A 24,165-nucleotide genomic window follows, 5' to 3' on the forward strand; every position below is an offset into this window, starting at 1 on the left:
GGTTGCACGTCAATTACCTTCCCGTTTCTCACCATTTCTATACTTATTTCTTTTTTCCTGCTTTTGGTTTCACGCGAGCCGCATCTCGTTCGAGTACCGGCTTCAAATACTTACCGGTATACGAGCCTGTCACTTCGGCGACTTCTTCTGGAGTCCCCGTCGCGACGATGAGACCGCCGCCGTCCCCGCCTTCTGGTCCGAGGTCGATCAAATAATCGGCCGACTTGATGACGTCGAGGTTATGTTCGATGACGAGCACCGTGTCCCCGTTCTCGACGAGGCGCTGCAACACTTTCAACAAGCGTGCAATATCATCGACATGAAGACCTGTTGTCGGTTCGTCCAAAATATAAATCGTCTTTCCGGTCGAACGTTTATGAAGCTCCGAGGCGAGTTTGACACGCTGGGCTTCCCCACCGGAAAGCTCCGTCGCCGGCTGACCGAGTTTCATATAGCCAAGACCGACGTCATAGATGGTCTGAATCTTCCGCTTGATTTTCGGAATTTTGTCAAAGAATTCGAGCCCTTCCTCAATCGTCATATCGAGGACATCGGCAATCGTCTTCCCTTTATACTTCACTTCGAGCGTCTCACGGTTATAGCGTTTCCCGTGACAGACCTCACATGGAACATACACGTCCGGTAAGAAGTGCATCTCAATTTTGATGATCCCGTCCCCACGGCACGCTTCACAGCGTCCGCCTTTCACGTTGAAACTGAAACGGCCTTTCTTATAGCCGCGCATCTTCGCTTCGTTCGTCGAGGCGAAGACGTCACGAATGTCGTCGAAGACGCCAGTATACGTCGCCGGGTTCGAACGTGGTGTACGTCCGATCGGGGATTGGTCGATATCGATAACTTTATCGATATGCTCGAGACCTTCAATCTTCTTATGCTTCCCTGGTTTCGCTTTAGCCCGGTTCATGTTGTGCGCGAGCGATTTGTAGAGAATCTCGTTGATGAGCGTCGATTTTCCAGAACCGGATACACCCGTAACGGCGACGAACATCCCGAGCGGAATTGAGACGTCGACATCTTTCAAGTTGTTTTCTTCTGCCTTGAGAATCTTCAAGAACCGTTCGTCCGGCATCTTCCGTTCAGCCGGGAGCGGGATGAACTTCTTCCCGGCAAGGTATTGACCCGTGAGCGAGTTCTTGTTTTTCATCAGTTGCTTCGGCGTGCCGGCAGCGATGACTTGTCCACCGTGCTCCCCGGCACCCGGTCCGATATCGATCAAATAGTCGGCTTCCATCATCGTATCCTCATCATGTTCGACGACGATGAGCGTGTTGCCGATGTCCCGCATCTGTTTGAGCGTGGCGATCAAGCGGTCGTTATCTCGTTGGTGAAGACCGATCGACGGTTCATCGAGGACGTACAAGACACCTGTGAGGCGCGAACCGATTTGCGTCGCAAGTCGAATCCGCTGAGCTTCCCCACCTGAGAGAGTTCCCGCGGCACGAGACAGCGTCAAATAGTCGAGTCCGACGTTATTTAAGAAGCTGAGTCGCTCTCGAATCTCCTGCAAGATAAGACGGGCGATGGCGATCTCTTTTTCACTGAGCTGTTCATTCAGTCCTTCGAAGAACGCGAGTGCATTCACGACAGACTTTTCCGTCACTTGTCCGACGTGCTGGCCCGTGATCTTGACGGCGAGTGACTCTTCTTTCAAACGATAGCCGTGACATGTCGGGCAGGCGTGCGTCGCCATATACATCTCCATCTGTTCGCGGATGTAGTCTGACGTCGTCTCCCGATAGCGTCGCTCGATGTTACGGAGCACCCCTTCAAAGAAGATTGTGTTCGTCCGGACCTGACCGAAGTCGTTCTCATAACGGAAGAGGAATGACTCTTCCGAAGAACCGTTCAAGACGAGGTCCTGGTCACGTTTTGACAGACGCTCGAACGGGACGTCCATGTCGATGTTGAAATGCTGGCACATCGCCGCCAACAGTTGCGGATAGTACTGGGAACTCGTCGGTTGCCATGCAGCGATCGCCCCTTCTTTTAATGTCTTCGACGGATCAGGGATGACGAGTTCTGGGTCGACGTCTAGTTTCGTCCCAAGACCATCACACGTCGGGCAAGCCCCGAACGGTGAGTTGAAAGAGAACATACGTGGCTCGAGTTCTCCAATCGAGAATCCACAAATCGGGCAAGCGTGGTGTTCGCTGAATAGAAGCTCGGTCCCGTCCATTTTGTCGATGATGACACGGCCGTCGGCGAGGCGTAATGCCGTCTCAAGAGAGTCGGCAAGGCGCCCTTCGACGTCAGGTCGGACGACGAGACGGTCGACGACGACTTCAATCGAATGCTTCTTATTTTTGTCGAGCTCGATTTCATCTGTCAGTTCGATGGTCTCTCCGTTCACACGGACACGGACGAATCCTTCTTTTTTCAACGAGTCGAACACTTTGACGTGCGTTCCTTTACGACCTGACACGATTGGTGCCAAAATCTGAAGTCGCGTCCGTTCCGGCAATTCCATCACTTGGTCGACCATCTGCGAAATCGTCTGACTCGAGATCTCAATACCGTGGTTCGGGCAGACCGGTTTCCCGATACGTGCGAACAAGAGTCGGAGATAGTCGTAAATCTCCGTCACCGTTCCGACGGTCGAGCGCGGGTTTCGGCTCGTTGTCTTCTGGTCAATCGAGATGGCCGGACTTAAGCCTTCAATCGTATCGACGTCCGGCTTATCCATCTGTCCGAGGAACTGACGAGCGTACGCAGATAAACTCTCGACGTAGCGTCGCTGCCCTTCCGCATAAATCGTATCGAACGCGAGCGACGACTTCCCGGAACCGGACAAGCCCGTCAAGACGACGAGCTGGTCACGTGGGATATCGATGTCGATATTTTTTAAGTTGTTGACGCGTGCTCCTTTGATGACAATCGCATTTTTCTTTTCAGCCATTTAATTCCCTACCTTCAACTCCAAGATTAAGTCACGCAATTCGGCCGCTCGCTCGAACTGGAGATCGCGCGCCGCTTGCTTCATTTCTTCTTCTAATTTGGCAATCGCCGCCTCGCGTTCGGCTGGTTTCATCGTACTGAGCGATTCGAGCGCCTCTTCTTCGGCCTCGACCGTCGCCCGGATGACCCCACGGACATCTTTACGAATCGTCTGTGGCGTGATGCCATGTTCTTCATTATAAGCCTGTTGAATCGTCCGACGACGATCCGTCTCATCGATGGCTCGCGTCATCGAATCGGTCATCTTATCCGCAAACAGGATGACGTGTCCGTTCGCATTACGGGCCGCCCGCCCAATCGTCTGGATGAGCGAACGATCGGAACGAAGGAACCCTTCCTTGTCGGCATCGAGAATCGTCACGAGGCTGACCTCAGGAATGTCGAGTCCTTCCCGCAACAAGTTGATTCCGACGAGCACGTCATACTTCCCGAGACGAAGGTCACGGATGATTTCAATCCGTTCGAGCGTCTTGATCTCGGAGTGCATATAGTTGACCTTGATTCCCGCTTCACGCAAGTAGTCGGACAAGTCTTCTGCCATTTTCTTCGTGAGCGTCGTCACGAGGACACGCTCGTCCCGTTTGATGCGTTCGCGAATCTGGTCCATCAAGTAGTCGATTTGTCCTTTGATCGGATGAATCTCGATGGTCGGGTCGAGTAGCCCTGTCGGACGAATGATTTGCTCAATCATGTTCGGTGTATGTTCGAGCTCGTACGGACCTGGTGTCGCCGAGATGAAGATCGCTTGTGACACTTTCTTCTCGAACTCATCGAATTTGAGCGGACGGTTATCCTTCGCAGAAGGGAGACGGAACCCATGATCGACGAGCACTTGTTTCCGTGCCTGGTCCCCGTTATACATCCCGCGCACTTGCGGGAGCGTCACGTGTGACTCATCGGCGACGAGGAGGAAGTCTTCCGGGAAGTAGTCGATCAATGTATACGGGGTCGAGCCTTCCGGCATTAAGTTTAAGTGTCGCGAATAGTTCTCGATGCCTGAACAATACCCCATTTCACGCATCATCTCCAAATCGTAATGCGTTCGCTGCTCAAGACGCTGTGCCTCAAGTAGCTTCCCTTCTTCACGGAACTTCTCAAGCTGCTCCTCGAGTTCAGCTTCGATGTTGACGATTGCTTTTTGCAGTTTTTCGTCACGCGTGACGAAGTGGGATGCCGGGAAGATGGCGACGTGATCGCGGTCCGCGATGATTTCACCCGTCAACGGGTCCATCTCACGAATCCGGTCGATCTCGTCCCCGAAAAATTCGATTCGCATGCAGTGTTCATCACGTGACGCCGGGAAAATCTCGACGACGTCCCCACGGACACGGAAACGTCCACGCTGGAAATCGATATCGTTTCGTTCATATTGAATGTCGATGAGCTTACGAAGCATCTCATCACGACCCATCTCTTTACCGATGCGGAGACTCAATACGAGACTACGATATTCTTCCGGGTTACCGAGACCATATATACAAGAAACGGATGCGACGATGATGACATCATCCCGCTCGAAGAGAGCCGACGTCGCCGAGTGACGCAGCTTATCGATTTCATCGTTGATGGACGCATCCTTCTCGATAAACGTATCGGTCGAAGGCACGTACGCTTCCGGTTGATAGTAGTCGTAATAGCTGACGAAGTACTCGACCGCATTGTTCGGGAAGAACTCTTTGAACTCGGAATACAATTGACCGGCGAGCGTCTTGTTGTGAGCGAGGACGAGTGTCGGCTTCTTCACTTCTTGGATGACGTTCGAGACGGTGAACGTCTTCCCTGTTCCAGTCGCCCCGAGGAGTGTCTGATAACGGTCACCCCGATTGACGCCTTCGACAAGTTGTCGAATCGCTTCAGGCTGGTCACCTCCTGGTTGAAATTCAGATTGTAATGCAAACGGAATCGATTCCATAAGATACTCCTCACCTTCTCATTTCATAGTGTCTTGATTATACCATAGACACGAACAAATATTCGCTTATTAGCTTACATACAGATTTAAGCCTTTTCTCTTATATATCATCATTTCTTTTTCCTTTACTGTCTCAAAAGAAACATCAAATCTTGTTGCGTTTAATCTTCGAGAAACGCTTCACAATCATTTTTGTAGCATAGAACTTGGAAAGTCGGATCCTGGACCTTGTTCCTATTCAATTGAAATTCCCATGATTTTTAAAAAGTAGTGTCAAAATCATATACATGTCGCTCTCTATCTGACTCTTTATGTGAAGTTTACAGGTGTAAATGTGAACATTTGTAGGAAAAAAGTAGGATTTTTGAAAAACACTGTTTTAAAACGCTTACATTTTGGGCATATAATGAAGTGGTAAGTCAAATTGCATAAGGGAGAAAGGGGAGTATCACATGTCAGCATTTGTAAGTGAAATTATCGGTACGATGCTATTGATTCTGCTCGGTAACGGTGTCGTCGCCGGCGTCGTCCTCCGCCATTCCAAAGCGGAAAACTCTGGCTGGATTGTTATCACAATGGGTTGGGGTCTTGCCGTTATGGTCGGGGTCTACGCAGCCGGTATTTACGGAGGCGCACACATCAACCCTGCCGTCACGATTGGTCTCGCGACAGCAGGAGAATTCCCATGGGCGGATGTCCCACTCTACATCCTCGCTCAGTTTATCGGGGCCATCATTGGGGCATGTTTGGTGTATGTCCACTACAAACCGCATTACGATGCGACGGACGATCCAGGCTTGAAACTCGCAACGTTCTCTACTGCACCAGGTATTCGAAGTACACCGTACAACTTGATTGGTGAGATTATCGGAACTTTCGTTCTCGTCTTTGCATTATTGTCATTCGGGGCAAACACATTTGCAGACGGACTCAATCCGCTCATCGTCGGTTTCTTGATCGTCTCGATTGGTCTTTCGCTCGGTGGTACGACGGGGTATGCGATCAACCCGGCACGTGACCTTGGGCCACGTATCGCACACGCATTCCTTCCGATTAAAGGAAAAGGTTCTTCCGACTGGGGCTATTCATGGATTCCAGTTGTCGGTCCTATTATCGGTGCTGTCATCGCCGCACTCATTTACGGCATTCTCGTCCCTTAACACATAATTTTGAAGGAGGAAATCACATATGGCGAAAGAAAAACGTTATATTTTAGCATTGGACCAAGGAACGACTAGTTCACGGGCAATCATTTTTGATCATGATGGAAAGATTGTCACAGTCGCACAGCGCGAGTTCAAACAGTACTTTCCAAAACCAGGCTGGGTTGAGCATAACGCCAATGAGATCTGGGGTTCTGTCCTCGCTGTTATGGCGGAAGCGTTCGGTTCGGCGGATATCGACCCGAATGAAATCGCAGGAATCGGGATCACGAACCAGCGTGAGACTGCGGTCGTTTGGGAGAAGGAAACAGGACGCCCTGTTTACAACGCGGTCGTTTGGCAATCACGTCAAACTGCTGATATCTGTGAAGAGCTAAAAGCGGCAGGTCACTCGGACATGGTCCGTGACAAAACGGGTCTCCTCATCGACGCCTACTTCTCAGGTACGAAAGTCAAATGGATCTTGGATAACGTCGAAGGCGCTCGTGAGAAAGCCGAGAACGGTGAACTTCTCTTCGGAACAATCGACACATGGCTCATCTGGAAACTCTCAGGTGGTAAAGCCCACGTGACAGATTATTCGAACGCATCGCGTACACTCATGTATAACATTTACGAACAGAAGTGGGATGATGAGTTACTCGAGATTTTGACGGTACCGAAATCGATGCTTCCTGAAGTCAAACCTTCGAGTGAAGTCTATGCGAACACGATCCCGTATCACTTCTTCGGATTCGAAGTACCGATTGCTGGAGCCGCAGGTGACCAACAGGCTGCCTTGTTCGGACAAACATGCTTCGAAAAAGGTGAAGCGAAAAACACGTATGGAACGGGTTGCTTCATGCTCATGAACACAGGTGAAGAAGCCGTCAAATCGGACCATGGTCTCTTGACGACGATTGCGTGGGGCTATAACGGAAAAGTCGAATACGCGCTCGAAGGATCGATTTTCGTCGCCGGCTCGGCAATCCAGTGGCTCCGTGACGGATTGCGGATGTTGAAATCAGCGAAAGATTCGGAACAGTATGCGACACGAATCGAATCAACTGACGGTGTCTACGTCGTTCCTGCCTTCGTCGGTCTCGGTGCACCTTATTGGAACTCTGACGTGCGTGGTGCCATCTTCGGTCTCACTCGTGGAACGGAGAAAGAACAATTGGTCCGTGCGACGATCGAATCACTCGCTTATCAGACACGTGACGTCCTTACGTCAATGGAAAGTGACTCAGGCATCAACTTGAAAACGCTCCGTGTCGATGGTGGAGCCGTCAGCAACAACTTCCTCATGCAGTTCCAATCGGACATTCTCGACGTCCCGGTCGAACGTCCGGAAGTGAGTGAAACGACTGCACTCGGTGCTGCTTACTTGGCAGGTCTAGCCGTTGGTTTCTGGAAAGACCAAGCCGAAGTGAAAGACCAATGGAAACTCGACAAGAAGTTCGAACCGAATATGGACGAAACTCATCGCGAAGCACTCTATAAAGGTTGGCAACACGCTGTCGAAGCAACAATGGCATTTAAACCATCAAAACTTGACGTATAAGTGGCAAGGGCATCCTCACGGGTGCCCTTTTTCGTATGCAAAAAAAAGAGTACCCGTATGGATACTCTTACAATTTACGAAGTCGGACACGTGGGCTCGTCGGTTCCCCGACGAACAAGATACCGAGTTCGTGTGGATCGGTCTCATACATCGCCCGTTGAACAAAACGAATATCTCCGTTCAGATTCAACACCTCGAGCTTGATGTACGGTTTATGTTGCTGGAGCGCCTCGTAAAAACTGTGCCCTCCCGTGATGATTGTGCCGTTCACTTTATAAATCGACTCACCTGGAATGAGCTGCATCGCCTCTCCTGGTGAATTCGGAAGCGTGTCCACGATGACCGCCCCACGATTTCCATTGATGAAGACAGGTGTCGTACCCCGATTCTCTCGTTTGATCCACTGAAGTCCAAGCTCATAGAGAACGAACAAAGCGAACAACGCATAGTCGACATACGGGATTTCCCATACATACGAGATACCGAATAGGGCGAGAGCAATCAAAGCGAGCACCGCACGATAGTTGCTCAATCGTGCGAGAAGCGTTCCCGGTAACGCACCGGTCGACAGTAAACTGACTCCGATCGGAATCGGAAGAATGATTGGAACCATCGGCCAGTCGAGGCCGAACGTCGGTGGCAAGAAGACGACGAGCGGGAAAAACCAAATGCGTTTGACGACATGCCCCCCGATAAACTGACCGCGTTTGGATAAAATCAGTGTCGGGGAAGTCTCTTTCGGCCCGTTCCAGCGCAAGAGAATCGCTTCCGCGAGTGTGACGAGTCCGAACGTGAGCGCGTAGACCGTCCAATCGACTCGAGCGAGCTCTCTCACCCAATCACTGAGCGCCCCGTAAGAGACGACATCTCGCAACATGACGACTCCGAACAAGACAAGGAGCGGAAGCACCGGATTGAAGAATCGCGGATGCATCGTCAACACCACGAGCGTATAGAGCACCGTGAACGAGACGGCCCATTCAAACGTGATGGTCGTCTCAAGTAAAATCGTCGCGGCCGATGAGAGGACCGCTAGAAGAAGACTCGGCCAGATGAAATGCTTCCATTCCGACTTCGGCGAGCGTCGTCTCGAACGAAACATGGCTCGTTCTCGTTTGACTCGTGTCATCGATATGTATGTAAGGGCGACGAGTGTCACCCAAAACAGCGGACTACCTAACAACGTCAATAAAGCCGTAACACTCATTCGTACAACTTCCACGCGGTCCAACCCTTTCTTTCATTCAACGTTATTTTGCGGCTTCTTCGAGCGCCCGGTTCAATTGGGCATCGTTCGCCTCATCTTGAATCGCCTCGAGCAATTTCGATTCGAGCGCCGAAGCTGTCTCTTCATCGACTGTCCCAGAAGCCTCGAGACCATTGTCTGTCTGGAATTCTTTTACGGCGTCTGCCATCGTGTCACCATAGTACCCTGGTTGACCGCCTGGCTCATAACCGATTCCCGTCAAGATTTTATGCAAGTTCGAAACGGCATCGCCGTAATCCCCGACTTTCAGTGACTCTTCCTCTGTCAACACACGGGTCACATTGAAGAAGTCCGGTTGTTTCACTTCGATGTCCGGCTCAATCCCCTTTTTATTGATCCAGTTCCCGTCCGGCGTGAGCCATTTGCTCGTCGTCAACTTCAAGTTGCTACCGTCCTCTAGATCGAACGCCGTCTGAACGACGCCTTTTCCGAACGTTTTCGTCCCGATGATTGTCGCGCCTGCCCCTTCTTTCATCGCACCCGTCAAAATCTCAGATGCCGAGGCAGAGCCCTCATCCGTCAAGACGAATAACTCATACGGTTTCGCTTCGCGGGCGCGACCGTTCTGTGCATCACGGTCCCCGTCCGCATTTTCGATTTGAACGACCGGTTTTGATGTCGGCACGAATCCTTCCGACATCTCGATGACGGCCGGCAAGAGACCACCTGGGTTTCCACGTACGTCGATGATCAAGCTGTCGATATCTTCTGACTCGAGTTGTTCGAGTTGTTCAAGAAATTCATCGGCCGTTGGTTCTGAGAACTGCGTCACTTGCAGATAGCCGATTTTTTTGCCGTCTTGCTCTTTCACTTCTGAGAATACTGTTTCAATCGGAATCGTATCACGCGTAATCTCATAATCCGCCGTCTGACTGCCACGGCGAATCGTCAACGTGACGGTCGTCCCTTTTTCCCCACGGATGAGCTGGACAGCTTCCTGTACGTCCATCCCTTCAATCGACTCCCCGTCGACCGCCGTGATGATATCACCGGGACGAAGGCCCGCCTCCTCGGCTGGAGCGCCTTTTATTGGAGCGACGATTAAGATGTCTTCTCCTTTCTTCTCCAAAGTCGCGCCGATTCCTTCAAAACTCGATTCAATCGAGTCCGTAAATTGCGATGTTTCTTCCGCATCCAAGAAATCCGAGTACGGGTCATTGAGTGCTGCCGTCATACCATCGAGCGCACCTGTCAATAAATCCTCTTCCGAGATGTCTTGTAACGAATGTTCCTCAATCAAATCACGCACTTGGTCGACTTTATCCCAGCCTTCCGCATTCGTCTGAATCGGAAGTGATGTGTCTGTAAACGCCATCGTCGCAAGGCCTGCACCGGCCCCAGCCACGAACGTTGTGCCAGCGAGTAGTCCTGCGGTTGAATTTTTCACGGGTTGGTCCCTCATTTCTCTTTGTAAGTCTTTTCATTAGTATAGCAAAAACGAGAGGAAAAGCGGACGCGTTCCACATATTTGGGACGCGTCCGCTTTAGTCAGTATCCAATATACGGGGCTGGGTCAATCGCATTCGGTTGTCCCGGTGCCCATTTTCCTCGATGTAGCTCAAAATGGAGATGCGGTCCAGTCGACCAGCCGGTATTGCCGAGCGTCCCGACTGTCTGCCCTGCTGCGACTTGTTGACCGGCACTAACCGTGATCGCATCTAAATGAGCGTAGACGGTCGTCCAAATTTCTCCGTTCATGACGTGGGAGACGAAGACGACGTTCCCATATCCGGTCGCGGGAGCCGCCTTGATGACCACACCTGGCGCACTCGCGACGATCGGTGTCCCTGGGGCATTGACGAGGTCGATGCCTCGATGACTCTCAGGCACGCCTGTCAACGGATTGTTCCGCGGACCGAACGGGCTCGAGACGTAACCGGACACGGGACGTACGAATCCAGTTGAGGTGGACACGTTCGTCGGTGTTTCAACAGGCGGTGGCGTCACTTCAGGTGCCGCGACTTCCGTCTCCGCTTCCCGCGCCTCTCTTTCAGCGCGTGCCTGTTCTTCCGCAGCGCGTGCCTCGGCTTCCCGCTTCGCACGTTCCGCCGCCTCAGCGGCTTCGCGTTCAGCTGTCGCAATCGCCTCAAGCTGTTCACTGATGATACGGTTCTGTTCGGCCATGACGGCTTGTTCTTCGCTGCGCGTCATTTTTTCGAGTTCGAGCTGCTCGACTTGTTCGTTCAGTTCGACCAACAAGTCACGTTTCTTCTCGGCCGTCCGGTCAAGGTCTTGTTTCGTGATGACGAGCTCACGCTCTTTTTGTTTGATGAAGGAGAGCTGGGTACGCTGTGTCGTCTCTAACGACTCAAGACGTTCCATCTCACTCATATAATTATGTATGAGCTCCCGGTCCTGCTCAGCGATTGTGCGGGCCGTCATGACCCGGGTCACGAAATCGCCGAAGGAACGGGACTCAAAAATGACTTGTAAATAAGAAGAATCTTCATGCACTTGTAAGACGCGAAGGCGCTCGTTTAACAGTTCCTTCTGACTTTCCAAGTATTCTTCCTGAACGGAAAGTTGTTGGCGGGTCGCCTCAAGCTCTTCACGGGCCGTATCGACCTCGTGCTGTTGAATCGCGATTTGTTCACTCAAATCATTCAAGCGGTCATCGACAACGAGAATTTCCGTCTGCACGGCATCCCGTTCTGCCTCGGTGACCTCGAGCTCGGCATCCGTCTCGGCCTGCGCTTTTTTCGACTCCTCCAATTCATTGGACAGTCGGTCTTGTCGAGCTTTTAACGTGTCTTTCTCTGTCGCCATGACCGGCATGGCAAGTAACGATACACACAACCCTAGCGCAAGCGAACGTTTCATCCGCCAACTCCTCCTTATTTTAAGTTAGATTTTCAAGAAGCGACCGAGCGATGTCGTCGATCCCCAGATCCCGATGAACGCACCGAGTGCAAGTAAGACGAGCGATACTTGTACTGTGAGCGTCGATGGATCAATCAACTTAAATATATCACTATTCAATTGATCAAGCGATGGTTGTAAAGCACTATATGCGACGTCATATCCGAAATAAATGACGAGAATCGGGACGAGAGCACCAAGCATACCGAGAAGCAGTCCTTCGATAAAGAACGGCCAGCGGATGAAGCTGTTCTTCGCTCCGACGAGTCGCATGATTTCAATCTCACGACGACGTGAGAAGATGGTCATCTTGATCGTGTTCGAGATTAAGAACATCGCCATCAATGTCAATCCGACGATCAACGCGAGTCCACCAATGCGAATCCCGTTGAAGAAGGCAAACATTTTGTCGATGTAGTCTTTTCCGTACTTCACATCGTCGACATTTTCAAGTGAACTGACCGACTTGGCCACTTCCTCTAGTTCTGTCGGGTCTTGCGCTTTGACGATATAACGGGCGTGTAGCGGGTTGTCTTTCTCAACCGTTCCGTATGCCGCCGCATCGTCCCCGAGTTGGGTTTGGAACTTCTGCAATTCATCCTCTTTCGAGCTGAACGTGACCGTCGAGACGCCCGGCACCTGTTCAATGTTCTGTCCGAGTTTCTCTACCGAGTTCTCATCCGCTGTCCGGGTGATGAATACTTGAATCTCGACATCGTTCTCGACGTTGTCCGAGATCTCATTGACGTTGAACATGACGAGTGCGAAGACACCGACAAGCAACAAGGTGATTGTTACGGCGCTGATCGCCGCGAACGACATCCATCCATTACGAAGTGTTCCTTTGAACCCTTCACGCAAATGGCGCAATCCACTCTTAAACATCATAGCCATATGCTCCTTTCTCTTCATCGCGCACTACTTTTCCATTCTCAATCGCGATGACGCGGTGACGAATCTTATCGACGATATCACGGTTGTGTGTCGCCATGACGATCGTCGCTCCGCGGCGGTGAATTTCTTCAAATACTTCCATAATGCCCCATGCCGTTTCCGGGTCCAAGTTCCCCGTTGGCTCATCGGCGATGATGAGTTTTGGTTTGTTTACGATTGCCCGTGCGATTGAGACACGTTGCTGCTCTCCACCTGAGAGTTCATCTGGATAGTTGCGCGCCTTGTTTTTCAATCCGACAAGGTTCAACACATCCATGACTTGTTTACGAATCGACGTCGTGTCTGCTCCGACGACTTCTAATGCGAACGCAACGTTCTCATAGACAGTGAGTGTCGGAAGCAACTTGAAGTCTTGGAAGATGACGCCAAGTTGACGGCGCAGCTTCGGTACGTGCCGATCCTTAAGTTTTCCGACATCAAGCCCGTCAATCAACAATTGACCGGCCGTCGGTTTCTCCTCACGATAAATCATCTTCATGAAGGTTGACTTTCCGGCACCGGAAGGCCCGACCACATAAAGGAACTCGCCGTCGCGAATCTCTAAATCGAGGTCATCCATGGCTACGACGCCGTTTGGATATACTTTACTGACTTTTTGCATCGAGATCATAACGTATTCCCTACCCTTTTTAAAATATTTTTATGCATCTATGACGAAGTTGAATCAATTGTTTTAGTTACTGTATATTTCGCCTAGAGTCTTTTTTACAGGAAACAATCCCTTCTGTCAAGGTGTCGTTTTTTCATATTCGCCTGGTCAAAAAATCATCTAGGGCATAGTTGAAGCGACTACAATTATATCAATCCAACTTTTAAAAGACCATTACAGGATTGTTTCAGTTCGATTGAGTTCGGTGGGAAAATGTCGCGAAGAACCTCGCTTTCTCTATATGTAAGAAAAAGTTGAAACCGCACTTCAAAAAGGGTGCTCCCGTAGGAACACCCTTCACGATATCGTCAATAATTAGTCATGTGGTTTCTCTTTCAATGCGTCAAACGGAGACTTTTTCCGTTTCCGATATTTGATATGGATCGTCGACGATTCATAATCATCGGAGGCTCGGATATCCCGACTCGACACCCGGACGAACGACCAGGCCAGGAGGAACATGATAAAGATCAGCGGGAACCCACCGACGATACTCGCCGTCTGTAGCGTATCAAGTCCACCGAGGAACATGAGCGTGAGCGGCATGATCGCAAGCGCGAACGCCCAGAAGAGACGGTTCCAGACGATCGGCTCGTCCTCGACATGTTTCTGTGTGACCGATGCCAAAATGTAAGATGATGAATCGAACGTCGTCGCCAAGAAGATGATGGCGAGAAGCGTGAAGACGCCGACGACGACCTTACCGAACGGCAACTGGCTGATGATGGCGATGATGGTCGGAGCCGGACCGTTCGCCGCCATATAACCGACGACATCGAACGTGCCGCTCAAGTGGAGGTATAGTCCGTAGTTCCCGAGAATCCCGAAGAACAGGATACATCCGAGTGTCCCGTACACCATCGTCCCGAAGATCATATTCCGAATCGTCCGACCACGCGAGATGCGGGCGACGAACAATCCGACGAACGGTGCGTACACGAGCCACCATGCCCAATAGAATACAGTCCATGATTCTGGGAACCCGGTTGTCGTGAATCCACCGAAGTCACCAAACGGTTCCATCCACGTCGCCATACGGAAGAAGTTGTCCATGACAATCCCGACTCCGTTGAATGTCGTCTCCAAAATGAACCGTGTCGGTCCAAAGATAAAGACGAACGTCAAAATCCCGAGCGCGAGCCAGATGTTCAAGTCACTCAGTACTTTGATTCCGCCCTTCAGTCCGATATATGAACTGACGGCAAAGATGACCGTACAAATCAACATGATGACGGCTTGCATGCCGAGCGTGACCGGGATCCCAGTCAGTTCGTTGACCCCTTCAGCAATCATCGGCGTACCGAGCGCGAGCGTCGTCCCGGCCCCGCCTAATAATCCAAAAATAAATAAGATATCAATCAATTTGCCGAGTGGTCCGTCCGCCCATTTGCCGATCACGGGACGTACCGCTTCACTGACTTTCAATACTGACTTTTTACGGACATAGAAGAAATAGGCAATCGGTAATGCCGGTAACGTATAGATTGCCCAGGCGATTGGCCCCCAGTGGAACATGCCGTATGCCGTCGACCATTGGATCGCTTCAGGTGACTCGGGTGTCAATCCGAACGGTGGCCCCTCATAATAGTAGACCCATTCAATGACTGACCAATAAAGGATACTCGACCCGATGCCGGCAGCAAACAACATCGCTGCCCAGGAGAACGTACTAAATTCGGGTTCTTCATCTTCACGACCTAACTTGATGTGGCCATTCTTACTAAAGGCAATAAAGATCAAAAATCCGAATGCACCTAAGCCCATCGCTAAGTACAATACTCCGAAGTTAGAGGTCATGTATTCGTTCGCCGCCCCGACCCAGGCCTTACCGGTCTCCGGGAAGAAGATGAGCGGTAACGTCACCCCTAACAGTAGTACAAACGAGCCGATAAAAGTCGGCCAGTCAATCAACTTCGTCTTCAATTGTCCTCACTCCATTTCCATAACGTCTACTACTACCCTAACAATAATTCCCCAAGCAATAACACCCAAAACAAAAAAGCACGAGGTAAATGTTCACCTCATGCTTACTTGTCTTATTTTTTCTCAGCGAGCCAAGCGGCAACTGCCGTGATCTCTTCATCGTCTTCAATGACGTTCGCAGGCATTGCGCCTTGACCGTTACGAATGACGTTTTCAATCTCTTCTGCCGACAGACGAGCACCGACTTGCTCGAGTGACGGACCACTCATTCCTTCAAGGTTCGCACCGTGACATGCCGCACAGTTTTGTGCGTATACCGCTTCCGCGTCAACCGATGCCGTGTTCGAGCCCGAATCCCCGTTGCTCGACGTATCCTCTTCTTCGCCGCCGCCACATGCGCCGAGTGTCAGCATGGCGCCGAGGCCGATGGCCATCATCCATTTTTTCATAACCACGTTCCCCTCCTAAGTTGTAGAAATGACCTACATTTACCATTATAGCCGTTCACGTATACTTTCTAACCTAATCTCACGAAAAGTACACAAAGATTCCACAACTTACGGCACGTTGATGTAGCGTTTATCCGACGTGAACCCTTGTCCGAGCACCTCGTGCGCCTCGCTGAAGACGAGGAACGCCTCCGGGTCGATCCGACGGATGATTTCTTTCAGACGGCTCACCTCGCTCTGACGGACGACGATCATGAGCATCGGACGGTCGAGACGAGAATACGCCCCGATCGCCTGAATCTCCGTCGCGCCACGGTCGAGCTCCTCAAAGACGGCCCGGACGATGAAGTCCCGCTTCTCCGAGATGACATATGCCATCTTGTCCTGCGTGAACCCGAGCTGGACGAAGTCAATCATCTTGACCGTGATGAATAACGCAATAAGTGCATAGAGCCCGGTCGAGAACGAGAACGTGACAGCAGCGGTCAAGACGACCATACCGTCGAGGATGGCGATACAAAGATAGAGCGGGATGTGCGTGAATTTATGTAAGATCTGTGCGATCAAGTCCATTCCGCCTGTCGAGGCACGTCCTCGGAAGATGAGCCCGAGTCCGACACCGACGCCGACTCCACCGAAGATGGCGGCGAGTAACGTGTCGTTCACGGCAGCTCCCGCATCAATCGCCTCATAGAAGAGGATAACACCCGGTAAAAAGATGGAGCCGACGAGCGACTTCACGCCGAAGCCGAGACCGAGGATGGCCCATCCGATGATAAGTAGCAACACGTTCGCCACGAGTTGGAACGCCCCCGGCGAGATGCCGAACAGTTCATACGTGATGACCGAGATCCCGCTCACCCCGCCCGACGCGAGGTTGTTCGGCAACAGGAACAAGCTGAAGGCCGAGGCGACGAACACCGAGCCCGTCAACAAATATAGATAGTCTTTGACGATTTGCTTCATTAAAGAAATTCTCCTTTACAGACAACGTGGCCCAAAGACGGGTGTCTTTGAGCCACATGCATCACATATTTGTTTTACGAAGATAAGCATCGATGAACGGCATGACGTCGCCATCCATGACACCACTTGTGTTTCCGACTTCGTGGTTCGTACGGTGGTCTTTGACCATCGAATACGGGTGGAAGACGTATGAACGGATTTGGCTACCCCAACCGATGTCCGTTTTCTCCCCACGGATCTCGTCGAGCTTACGTTGTTGCTCATCGAGTTCGCGTTGGTACAATTTCGCTTTCAACATCTTCATCGCCGACTCACGGTTCTTGATCTGTGAACGTTCTGTCTGACAAGAGACGACGACGCCTGTCGGCACGTGCGTGATCCGGACGGCAGAGTCTGTCGTGTTGATGTGCTGTCCGCCGGCACCTGACGCGCGGTACGTGTCGATGCGGAGGTCTTCTGTGCGTACTTCGATCTCGATGTCGTCATCGAATTCTGGCATGACGTCACATGACACGAACGACGTGTGACGACGGCCTGAGGAGTCGAAAGGCGAGATGCGGACCAAACGGTGAATCCCTTTCTCCGCCTTCAAGTAGCCGTACGCGTTGTGCCCGACGATGCGGAGCGTGACCGACTTGACGCCCGCTTCTTCACCAGGAAGGTAGTCGACCGTCTCGACTTTCCAGCCTTGCTTGTCTGCGAAACGCTGATACATCCGAAGAAGCATCGATGCCCAGTCCTGTGACTCGGTACCGCCCGCACCCGGGTGTAGTTCCAAAATCGCGTTGTTCGCATCGTACGGTCCGTTCAAGAGGATCTCGAGCTCGAAATCATCGAACTCTTTCTTGAGCGATTGAATCGTCTCCGCGAGCTCTTCTTGCATCTCGGCATCCGGCTCTTCTTTGATGAGTTCGAGCGTCACTTCGCCGTCCTCATGCTGTGTCGCGAGGTCTTGGTACTTGTCGACCATCGCTTTGAGTCCGTTCGACTCGTCGATGACTTTTTGTGCCTTCTCTTGGTTGTCCCAAAAATCAGGGTATGTCATCTCGTTCTCGAGCTCGGCGATGCGTGCTTCCTTCTCCGTTAAGTTGAGCGAAGCTCTGTAGTTCTCGAGGCGCTTCGCCATTGCCTCAAGTTCGTTCCGAATATCTGAAATTTCCATAGTGTTGATTCACCTTTCCGTAGGAAAGAGGCGAGCGGACCCGCCTCTTCAATAATTAAGCCTGTTGTCTACCGTGACAGTTCTTGAACTTCTTACCAGACCCACACCAGCACGGATCGTTCCGGCCGATGCTGTCTTCTTTCGAACGACGGACCGGTTTTTTCTTGACCGGTGCGTCTTCTTTGCCTGAGACGGCGACTTCCTCTTCGACGACTTTCTCGCGTCGGAGGTTGTCCCCGACTTCGGCACGGAGCACGAAGCCTGTCACTTCTTCTGAGATGGCTGCGTTCATCGCATCGAACATGTTGATCCCTTCTGCCTGATACTCGCGGAGCGGGTCGTTCTGTCCGTATGCACGGAGATGAATCCCTTGACGCAACTGATCCATGTGGTCGATGTGAGACATCCAGTGCGAGTCGACGGCACGGAGCACGATGATCTTCTCGAACTCGTTGAAGCGCTCAGGCGGTGCGAGTTGACGTTTCGCCTCGTACTGCTCGTTCACGCGCTCCATGAGGAGTTCGATGATCTCTTCGCGTTCTTTGCCGAAGAAGTCTTTGCCTTCGACCGTTCGCTCGAGCGCGAGCGTCTGGTTCGCCCAGTGCGCGAGCTCGTCGATGTTCCACTCTTCTGGCACGAGTTCGATCGGCGTATATTGACCGACACCGAGTTCGACCGTCTGTGCCATCATCGAACGGACGATGTCTGTGACCGACTCGTTCTCGAGGATGCTCGAACGGTCTTTATACATGACCTTCCGTTGGTCGGCCATGACGTTATCGTAACCGAGAAGCTGTTTACGCGCATCGTAGTTGTTTCCTTCGACGCGTTTTTGAGCCGATTCGACCGCTTTCGAGACCATGCGGCTCTCGATTGGTTGCGTGTCGTCCATCCCGAGACGCTCCATCATGTTCTGGAGGCTGTCCGTTCCGAAGCGACGCATGAGCTCATCTTCGAGTGACAAGTAGAACTGGGATTTACCCGGGTCCCCTTGACGACCTGAACGACCACGGAGCTGGTTATCGATCCGGCGTGACTCGTGACGCTCTGTCCCGATGATATAGAGACCACCGAGGTCGATGACACCTTCGCCGAGCTTGATGTCGGTACCACGACCGGCCATGTTCGTCGCAATTGTGACCGAGCCTTTTTGACCGGCGTTCTCGATGATTTCTGCCTCACGCGCGTGGTTCTTCGCGTTCAAGACATCGTGACGAATCTTCTTCTTCGTCAAGAGCTTGCTCAAGTATTCAGACGTTTCGACGGCAACTGTACCGACAAGGATCGGTTGACCAGTCGCATGGACCGTTGCAATCTCCTCGACGACGGCTTTGAACTTCCCTTCCATCGACTTGAAGATGAGGTCTGAGCGGTCCTCACGAAGAATCGGTTTGTTCGTCGGAATCGTCACGACTTGCATGTTGTAGATGTTACGGAACTCTTCTTCCTCGGTCTTCGCCGTACCGGTCATCCCGGCAAGCTTCTCGTACATACGGAAGTAGTTTTGATACGTGATCGTCGCGAGCGTCATCGATTCACGTTGAATCTCGACGCCTTCTTTCGCTTCGATTGCCTGGTGAAGACCTTCCGAGTAGCGACGTCCGTCCATGACTCGACCGGTGAACTGGTCGATGATCATGACTTGTCCGTCACGCACCATATAGTCGATGTCGTGATGCATGACCGCGTTCGCACGAAGGGCGAGCCCGACATGGTGGTTGACCGCGACATGTTCGATCGCGAACAGGTTGTCGATGCCGAAGAACTTCTCGGCGAGGTCGACCCCTTGGTCCGTCAAGAGGACCGATTTCGTCTTCACGTCGACCGTGTAATCGTCTTCCTCTTTTAACGTACGCACGAATGCATCGGCACGCGTGTAGAGTTCCGTCGATTTTTGAGCCGACCCTGAGATGATGAGCGGGGTACGCGCCTCATCGACGAGGATTGAGTCGACTTCATCGACGATCGTATAGTAGAGCTCGCGTTGCACACGGTCTTCCTTATAAAGGACCATGTTGTCACGGAGGTAGTCGAATCCGAGCTCGTTGTTCGTCGAGTAGGTGATATCACAGTTGTAGGCCGCCTGTTTCTCGACACGGTCCATATTCGACACGTTGAGGCCGACCGAGAGACCGAGTGCGAAATAGAGCGGCTCCATGAGTTCTTTATCTCGCTTCGCCAAGTATTCGTTGACCGTTACGACGTGTACGCCACGGCCCGTGAGCGCGTTCAAGTAGACCGGAAGTGTCGCAACGAGCGTCTTCCCTTCACCGGTTTTCATCTCGGAGATGTCACCGTTGTGGAGCACGTAACCCCCGATGAGCTGGACACGATAGTGACGCATGCCGAGCACACGCTCTGATGCCTCACGACAGACCGCGAACGCCTCTGGCAAGATATCGTCGAGCGTCTCGCCTTTCTCTAGGCGTGCACGGAACTCTTCCGTTTTCGCTTGAAGCTGTTCGTCTGACAATGCTTTGATTGGTTCGGCGAACGACTCGATCAAGTCGGCCGCTTTCTCTGCTTTTTTCAATACTCGTTTCTGTGGAGCAAATAACTCTTTCAAAAAGTTCGCCATACTCATATCTCCTCTGCACTCACTAAAAAATGCATGTTTTTTCCCTAATGTACAGTTTAACCGAAGTGGTGCCACCTTTCAAGGAAAGGCAAAACGAAACGACCCTCCGAAGCCGGAGGGTCGTGTAAGGTCAAGTATATTATTCTGGTTCGATCAAGCCATACTTCCCATCTTTACGACGGTAGACGACGTTCGTGTTGCCCGTTTCCGCGTCAGAGAAGACGAAGAAGCTGTGACCGAGCATGTCCATTTGAAGAATCGCCTCTTCCGTGTCCATCGGTTTCAATGTGAAGCGTTTCGTCCGTACGAGTTCGAGTTCTGCCTCGTCCTCGTCGTAGACGGCCGGTGCATCATCAGGTCCTTCGAGGGACTTGAAGTACTCGCCGACGCCACCTTCTTTTCCGCGTCCTTTACGGTTGAGTTTCGTTTTGTGTTTACGGATTTGACGTTCCAATTTATCGACGACGAGGTCGATTGCCGCGTACATGTCGAGGTTGATGTCCTCGGCACGGAGCAACAAGTTCGGCATCGGGATCGTCACTTCCACTTTTTGTTTCTCGTTATACACTTTTAAGTTGACGTAAGCCGTCTGTGCATCCGTAGGAGTTGTGAAATACCGAGTCAACTTCTCCAGCTTTTTCTCGACATAGTCTTTGATTGCTGGTGTGACCTCAATGTTTTCGCCGCGAATGTTATAAATCATCTGAACTCCTCCTTAAAATAACCGCTTGAACCAATGATTCGTCGAACGTGACGGAATCTCCTGCTTCATTTCTAAAAGAAAGTGGAACCAGGTGGCTCACTAATATTATACCCCGAAATCGCTATGTTTGAAAACGTTATCATCAGAAAATAATGACAATTTTGTTCCGAATTCAACATTTCCTACAACGAGCGAAAGGTATAGAAAGAAAATACCCATTCCACCCATTTTTAAACGCGTTTTTTTATTATGCAGACAAAATAAAAAGCCGACTCCCGAGGGAGCCGGCTTCACGGTTTGAAATTATAATTTTACAACGTTAGCCGCTTGTGGGCCACGCTCGCCATCAACGATTTCAAACTCTACGTCTTGACCTTCGTCAAGTGATTTGTAGCCTTCAGATTGGATTGCTGAGAAGTGTACGAACACGTCTTTGCCGCCTTCTACTTCGATGAATCCAAAACCTTTTTCTGAGTTAAACCATTTTACTTTACCTACCATGTGTAAATCCATTCCTTTCACCATTGGAGAATACAGAGGGTTGTCCTCTACGGCTAATCTTACCACCTTCTTGTAAGCGTGACAAACACTTTCTCAAATATTTGTAAACGTTTCGTCATTTGGCTTTCATTGGAATTCTATTTCCCTACTTTTCATATTGTCTTGTTGAATTTACATTTTTTGTGATATATCATTGAAGGGATGATTTAGGTTTGTGCCGTTTGTCATTTAGCCGATCCTGAAAATCTAATACGAGGAGGATGGTGCAGCGTATGCGCTCCTACTATTCTGAGGAAAAATATCGCATCACAAAGCGAACCGTGGCGATTCTCCCTTGCTTTGACATTATGAAGCAGTCACGGATCATTCTCGAGGATGGCACCGAGATTTCAACCCCGCTCCGGCCGTACCAGTTGTTGCAACTTTCTTGCCGCCAGTACAACAGCTCGATCGAGGAAAGAATCTTCATCGCCAAACGCGTCGCCGGCGTAAAAGGGAAAGTCCCTGTCGTAATCGAACCGACAACCGGACTCGTCTTCTTCCCGACGAAGTCTCCGAAGCGAGACGATTGTGAATGGTATGCCTGGTCCCATATTCGAGACATACTGAACATCGAGGAGGAGCCGAACGGCCTCGTCCTCACAAAAGATGGACATCAAATCCAGACGAACGCGACACCGTACGTCCTTCGGAACCAACTGAAAGCGACAGGAGAACTCGTCGCCCGGTTCCAACAATTGAATGCGAGCCCAGCGCTTGAATCATGACACGCCTTCCGTCGAAAAGACGGAAGGTTTTTTTCGTTTGTTTCGCTTCATTTTTTGAAAAAGAGGTCGATATTATGGTCGAGGTGACAAACATGCAAATTCAAGCCCAAGCGACCGCCGTCAGTTCGGTCTTACCAGGCATCCAGACGAACCGGACCTATAAGGCCGAACTCGTCAAACAGACAGGCCCCGACTCCGCCATCGTCAAGATCAACGGCGAAGAAGTCGAGGTCACATTCAAAGACGGGCTTCCGAAGACGAACCCGTTCCACGTGACGCTTGCCGAACAGGACGGCGTCTTGCTCGCGACCGTCGTTCCACAAAAGGAAGAGACGCTTGAACCCGCACCACCTGCATCGTCAAAACTCGACACGAAGATCCAGACGCTCCTCGCTTCCCTTCCGCCCGAAGTCCGAAGCGCCGTCAGCCGTCTGCTCCAGTCCGGGCGTTTGCCGATGAACGAGGACACGGTACGCCTGCTCGAGACGGCCTTTAAAGGAGACATGCGCGACGTCATTCTTCATCTAAAGACACTCGATACGCAGACCGTCCCGCGTGAGGTCGCACGAGAGATTGCCGTCCTTTCTTTAAATGAGGCGAGACAGCTCCTCACACCCCCATCATCAGACGCGCCGTATCCTCAAAAAGAGCGATACGTCGAACTCGTCAACTTGTCACGTCCCGTGAGCGAACGGGTGACACCGACTCAGGAGACGATTGACCGGGTCATCCGAGACTTCCCTACTCCACCGAAGATGGAGCGCACCGAACCTTTGCCGCTCCCACCGGTGAACGGACGACAGGTGATGGTCAAGGAAGTGACGAGCCATCTTGCGAACGTGACGAACACGTTCCGAAACGAACAGGCGACGGTGACGAAACAACTCGGACAAGTCGCGGCACTCATCGAGACGAATCCACATGCGGCACGTCCCGCGCTCGAGACCGTCTCGACCCGCTTGACGCAACTCGTCCAAAAAACGGACGCGCTCCTTCACACGGATGTGACGCAAGAGAAGCAACTCGTCGCCATGACCGCGAAGCTCGACCTCGCCTTGTCGTTACTCTCGACAAAGCCACAAGAGAGCGCGGCACTCGTCAAAGATGTCCGGGCGACGTTGAACGACTTCCGTTACGCGCCGAACCAGGCACGGATTGAATATATCCCTCATGGTGCGATGCGCGCCGGGGAAATCCCGAGCGTCACGCCGCTGAAACTTGACGCGACACTATCCGGTCGGCACGTCCAAGAAGTGACGCAACGCGTCCAGGCACAGGCTCAGCTCGCACAGGCGAACAACACGCCGACGTCCGCCCTGTCCGTACGAAGCGACACGACAAACCCTGAAGCGCAGCGACTCGCATCATTCCTTCAGGTCCAACAGACGCTCAACCGCCTCGATGGCGGGCAGCTCCACCAGCTCCTCTTCGCCCTTCCGGCGAAAGTACAGGAGATCGACACCGGGATTCACGTCCACATCCAAAACCGCGAGGCCGGTGACGTCGTCGACTGGGAGAACAGCGTCCTCTATATCCGCTTAGAGACGCCTCGCCTCGGCGAGATCGGCGTCAAACTCGAAGCGAAAGATCGGAACCTCCGCCTCACGCTCGAACATGACGATGCAACGGTCGAACGACTCGCCCGCCCGCTCCTCGGCAAGATCGAACAGACGCTCGAGACAATCGGCTATAAGAGCGTGACGACCCAGTTCAAACCGCTCACGAAAGCCGAGCGCGTCGTCGATGAGTCGAAAGTGGCACCGACGACCGGCTATGACTTCAGAATTTAGGAG

General features: G+C 51.8%; 18 protein-coding genes. 4 read left to right on the forward strand and 14 right to left on the reverse strand.

Annotated elements, in window-relative coordinates:
* Positions 1-43 precede the first annotated feature (43 nt).
* Both uvrA and uvrB read right to left on the reverse strand, forming a co-directional pair.
* The gene (gene uvrA, locus PJK55_RS07360; protein WP_271305283.1) at positions 44-2,917 is read right to left on the reverse strand and encodes an excinuclease ABC subunit UvrA; all 2,874 of its coding nucleotides are present in this window, start codon (positions 2,915-2,917) and stop codon (positions 44-46) included.
* Positions 2,918-4,888, reverse strand: a complete 1,971-nt coding sequence (uvrB, locus tag PJK55_RS07365) for an excinuclease ABC subunit UvrB (RefSeq protein ID WP_271305284.1) — start codon at positions 4,886-4,888, stop codon at positions 2,918-2,920.
* A gap of 452 nt (positions 4,889-5,340) precedes the next feature.
* On the opposite strand from uvrB, the gene PJK55_RS07370 reads away from it, so the two are divergent.
* Complete coding sequence (locus PJK55_RS07370; RefSeq protein ID WP_271305285.1) at positions 5,341-6,048, forward strand: MIP/aquaporin family protein; 708 nt, start codon at positions 5,341-5,343, stop codon at positions 6,046-6,048.
* A gap of 28 nt (positions 6,049-6,076) precedes the next feature.
* Positions 6,077-7,594, forward strand: a complete 1,518-nt coding sequence (glpK, locus tag PJK55_RS07375) for a glycerol kinase GlpK (protein WP_271305286.1) — start codon at positions 6,077-6,079, stop codon at positions 7,592-7,594.
* A 67-nt stretch (positions 7,595-7,661) separates the two neighbouring features.
* On the opposite strand, the gene PJK55_RS07380 is transcribed toward glpK, so the two are convergent.
* The 12 genes from PJK55_RS07380 to cspD all read right to left on the reverse strand — a co-directional run bounded on the left by PJK55_RS07380 (position 7,662) and on the right by cspD (position 21,605).
* Positions 7,662-8,801: a PDZ domain-containing protein gene (locus PJK55_RS07380; protein ID WP_271305287.1), complete on the reverse strand. Its 1,140-nt coding sequence runs from the start codon at positions 8,799-8,801 to the stop codon at positions 7,662-7,664.
* A 43-nt stretch (positions 8,802-8,844) separates the two neighbouring features.
* Positions 8,845-10,248: a S41 family peptidase gene (locus PJK55_RS07385; RefSeq protein ID WP_271305288.1), complete on the reverse strand. Its 1,404-nt coding sequence runs from the start codon at positions 10,246-10,248 to the stop codon at positions 8,845-8,847.
* A 101-nt stretch (positions 10,249-10,349) separates the two neighbouring features.
* Positions 10,350-11,681: a murein hydrolase activator EnvC family protein gene (locus PJK55_RS07390; protein ID WP_271305289.1), complete on the reverse strand. Its 1,332-nt coding sequence runs from the start codon at positions 11,679-11,681 to the stop codon at positions 10,350-10,352.
* A gap of 24 nt (positions 11,682-11,705) precedes the next feature.
* Positions 11,706-12,608 (reverse strand): permease-like cell division protein FtsX, encoded by a 903-nt coding sequence (gene ftsX / locus PJK55_RS07395; protein WP_271305780.1) that lies wholly within the window; start codon positions 12,606-12,608, stop codon positions 11,706-11,708.
* Positions 12,598-13,284, reverse strand: a complete 687-nt coding sequence (ftsE, locus tag PJK55_RS07400) for a cell division ATP-binding protein FtsE (protein ID WP_214874644.1) — start codon at positions 13,282-13,284, stop codon at positions 12,598-12,600. Before ftsE ends, ftsX begins: the two co-directional genes overlap by 11 nt.
* Before the next feature lie 354 nt (positions 13,285-13,638).
* The gene (locus PJK55_RS07405) at positions 13,639-15,246 is read right to left on the reverse strand and encodes a BCCT family transporter (protein ID WP_214874645.1); all 1,608 of its coding nucleotides are present in this window, start codon (positions 15,244-15,246) and stop codon (positions 13,639-13,641) included.
* A 113-nt stretch (positions 15,247-15,359) separates the two neighbouring features.
* Entirely contained in the window at positions 15,360-15,695 is a 336-nt protein-coding gene (gene cccB, locus PJK55_RS07410) for a cytochrome c551 (RefSeq protein WP_271305290.1), read from the reverse strand.
* Positions 15,696-15,803: 108 nt separating this feature from the next.
* Positions 15,804-16,661, reverse strand: a complete 858-nt coding sequence (locus PJK55_RS07415; protein WP_214693594.1) for a YitT family protein — start codon at positions 16,659-16,661, stop codon at positions 15,804-15,806.
* Between the two features lie 61 nt (positions 16,662-16,722).
* Positions 16,723-17,823, reverse strand: a complete 1,101-nt coding sequence (gene prfB, locus PJK55_RS07420; protein ID WP_214693596.1) for a peptide chain release factor 2 — start codon at positions 17,821-17,823, stop codon at positions 16,723-16,725.
* 55 nt (positions 17,824-17,878) lie between these two features.
* Positions 17,879-20,401 (reverse strand): preprotein translocase subunit SecA, encoded by a 2,523-nt coding sequence (gene secA, locus PJK55_RS07425; protein ID WP_214693597.1) that lies wholly within the window; start codon positions 20,399-20,401, stop codon positions 17,879-17,881.
* Positions 20,402-20,540: 139 nt separating this feature from the next.
* Positions 20,541-21,104 carry a ribosome hibernation-promoting factor, HPF/YfiA family gene (gene hpf, locus PJK55_RS07430; RefSeq protein WP_214687196.1) on the reverse strand — a complete coding sequence of 188 codons (564 nt, stop codon included), beginning with the start codon at positions 21,102-21,104 and terminating at the stop codon, positions 20,541-20,543.
* Positions 21,105-21,407: 303 nt separating this feature from the next.
* Positions 21,408-21,605: a cold-shock protein CspD gene (cspD, locus tag PJK55_RS07435; protein ID WP_012726946.1), complete on the reverse strand. Its 198-nt coding sequence runs from the start codon at positions 21,603-21,605 to the stop codon at positions 21,408-21,410.
* A gap of 272 nt (positions 21,606-21,877) precedes the next feature.
* On the opposite strand from cspD, the gene PJK55_RS07440 reads away from it, so the two are divergent.
* Positions 21,878-22,372, forward strand: coding sequence for a competence protein ComK (locus tag PJK55_RS07440; protein ID WP_214745974.1), 495 nt, complete (start codon positions 21,878-21,880; stop codon positions 22,370-22,372).
* 74 nt (positions 22,373-22,446) lie between these two features.
* The gene (locus tag PJK55_RS07445; protein WP_271305291.1) at positions 22,447-24,162 is read left to right on the forward strand and encodes a hypothetical protein; all 1,716 of its coding nucleotides are present in this window, start codon (positions 22,447-22,449) and stop codon (positions 24,160-24,162) included.
* Positions 24,163-24,165: the final 3 nt, after the last annotated feature.

Source organism: Exiguobacterium sp. MMG028 (genome assembly GCF_027947425.1).
Lineage (GTDB): Bacteria > Bacillota > Bacilli > Exiguobacteriales > Exiguobacteriaceae > Exiguobacterium > Exiguobacterium aestuarii_A.

Bases quoted from the DNA above. Each gene is read 5' to 3' on its own strand.
- cccB (WP_271305290.1), bottom strand. From the start codon at position 15,695: ATGAAAAAATGGATGATGGCCATCGGCCTCGGCGCCATGCTGACACTC.
- secA (WP_214693597.1), bottom strand. From the start codon at position 20,401: ATGGCGAACTTTTTGAAAGAGTTATTTGCTCCACAGAAACGAGTATTG.
- ftsE (WP_214874644.1), bottom strand. From the start codon at position 13,284: ATGATCTCGATGCAAAAAGTCAGTAAAGTATATCCAAACGGCGTCGTA.
- prfB (WP_214693596.1), bottom strand. From the start codon at position 17,823: ATGGAAATTTCAGATATTCGGAACGAACTTGAGGCAATGGCGAAGCGC.
- PJK55_RS07370 (WP_271305285.1), top strand. From the start codon at position 5,341: ATGTCAGCATTTGTAAGTGAAATTATCGGTACGATGCTATTGATTCTG.
- ftsX (WP_271305780.1), bottom strand. From the start codon at position 12,608: ATGATGTTTAAGAGTGGATTGCGCCATTTGCGTGAAGGGTTCAAAGGA.
- uvrB (WP_271305284.1), bottom strand. From the start codon at position 4,888: ATGGAATCGATTCCGTTTGCATTACAATCTGAATTTCAACCAGGAGGT.
- PJK55_RS07445 (WP_271305291.1), top strand. From the start codon at position 22,447: ATGGTCGAGGTGACAAACATGCAAATTCAAGCCCAAGCGACCGCCGTC.
- PJK55_RS07440 (WP_214745974.1), top strand. From the start codon at position 21,878: ATGCGCTCCTACTATTCTGAGGAAAAATATCGCATCACAAAGCGAACC.
- uvrA (WP_271305283.1), bottom strand. From the start codon at position 2,917: ATGGCTGAAAAGAAAAATGCGATTGTCATCAAAGGAGCACGCGTCAAC.
- hpf (WP_214687196.1), bottom strand. From the start codon at position 21,104: ATGATTTATAACATTCGCGGCGAAAACATTGAGGTCACACCAGCAATC.
- PJK55_RS07390 (WP_271305289.1), bottom strand. From the start codon at position 11,681: ATGAAACGTTCGCTTGCGCTAGGGTTGTGTGTATCGTTACTTGCCATG.
- PJK55_RS07380 (WP_271305287.1), bottom strand. From the start codon at position 8,801: ATGAGTGTTACGGCTTTATTGACGTTGTTAGGTAGTCCGCTGTTTTGG.
- cspD (WP_012726946.1), bottom strand. From the start codon at position 21,605: ATGGTAGGTAAAGTAAAATGGTTTAACTCAGAAAAAGGTTTTGGATTC.
- PJK55_RS07415 (WP_214693594.1), bottom strand. From the start codon at position 16,661: ATGAAGCAAATCGTCAAAGACTATCTATATTTGTTGACGGGCTCGGTG.
- glpK (WP_271305286.1), top strand. From the start codon at position 6,077: ATGGCGAAAGAAAAACGTTATATTTTAGCATTGGACCAAGGAACGACT.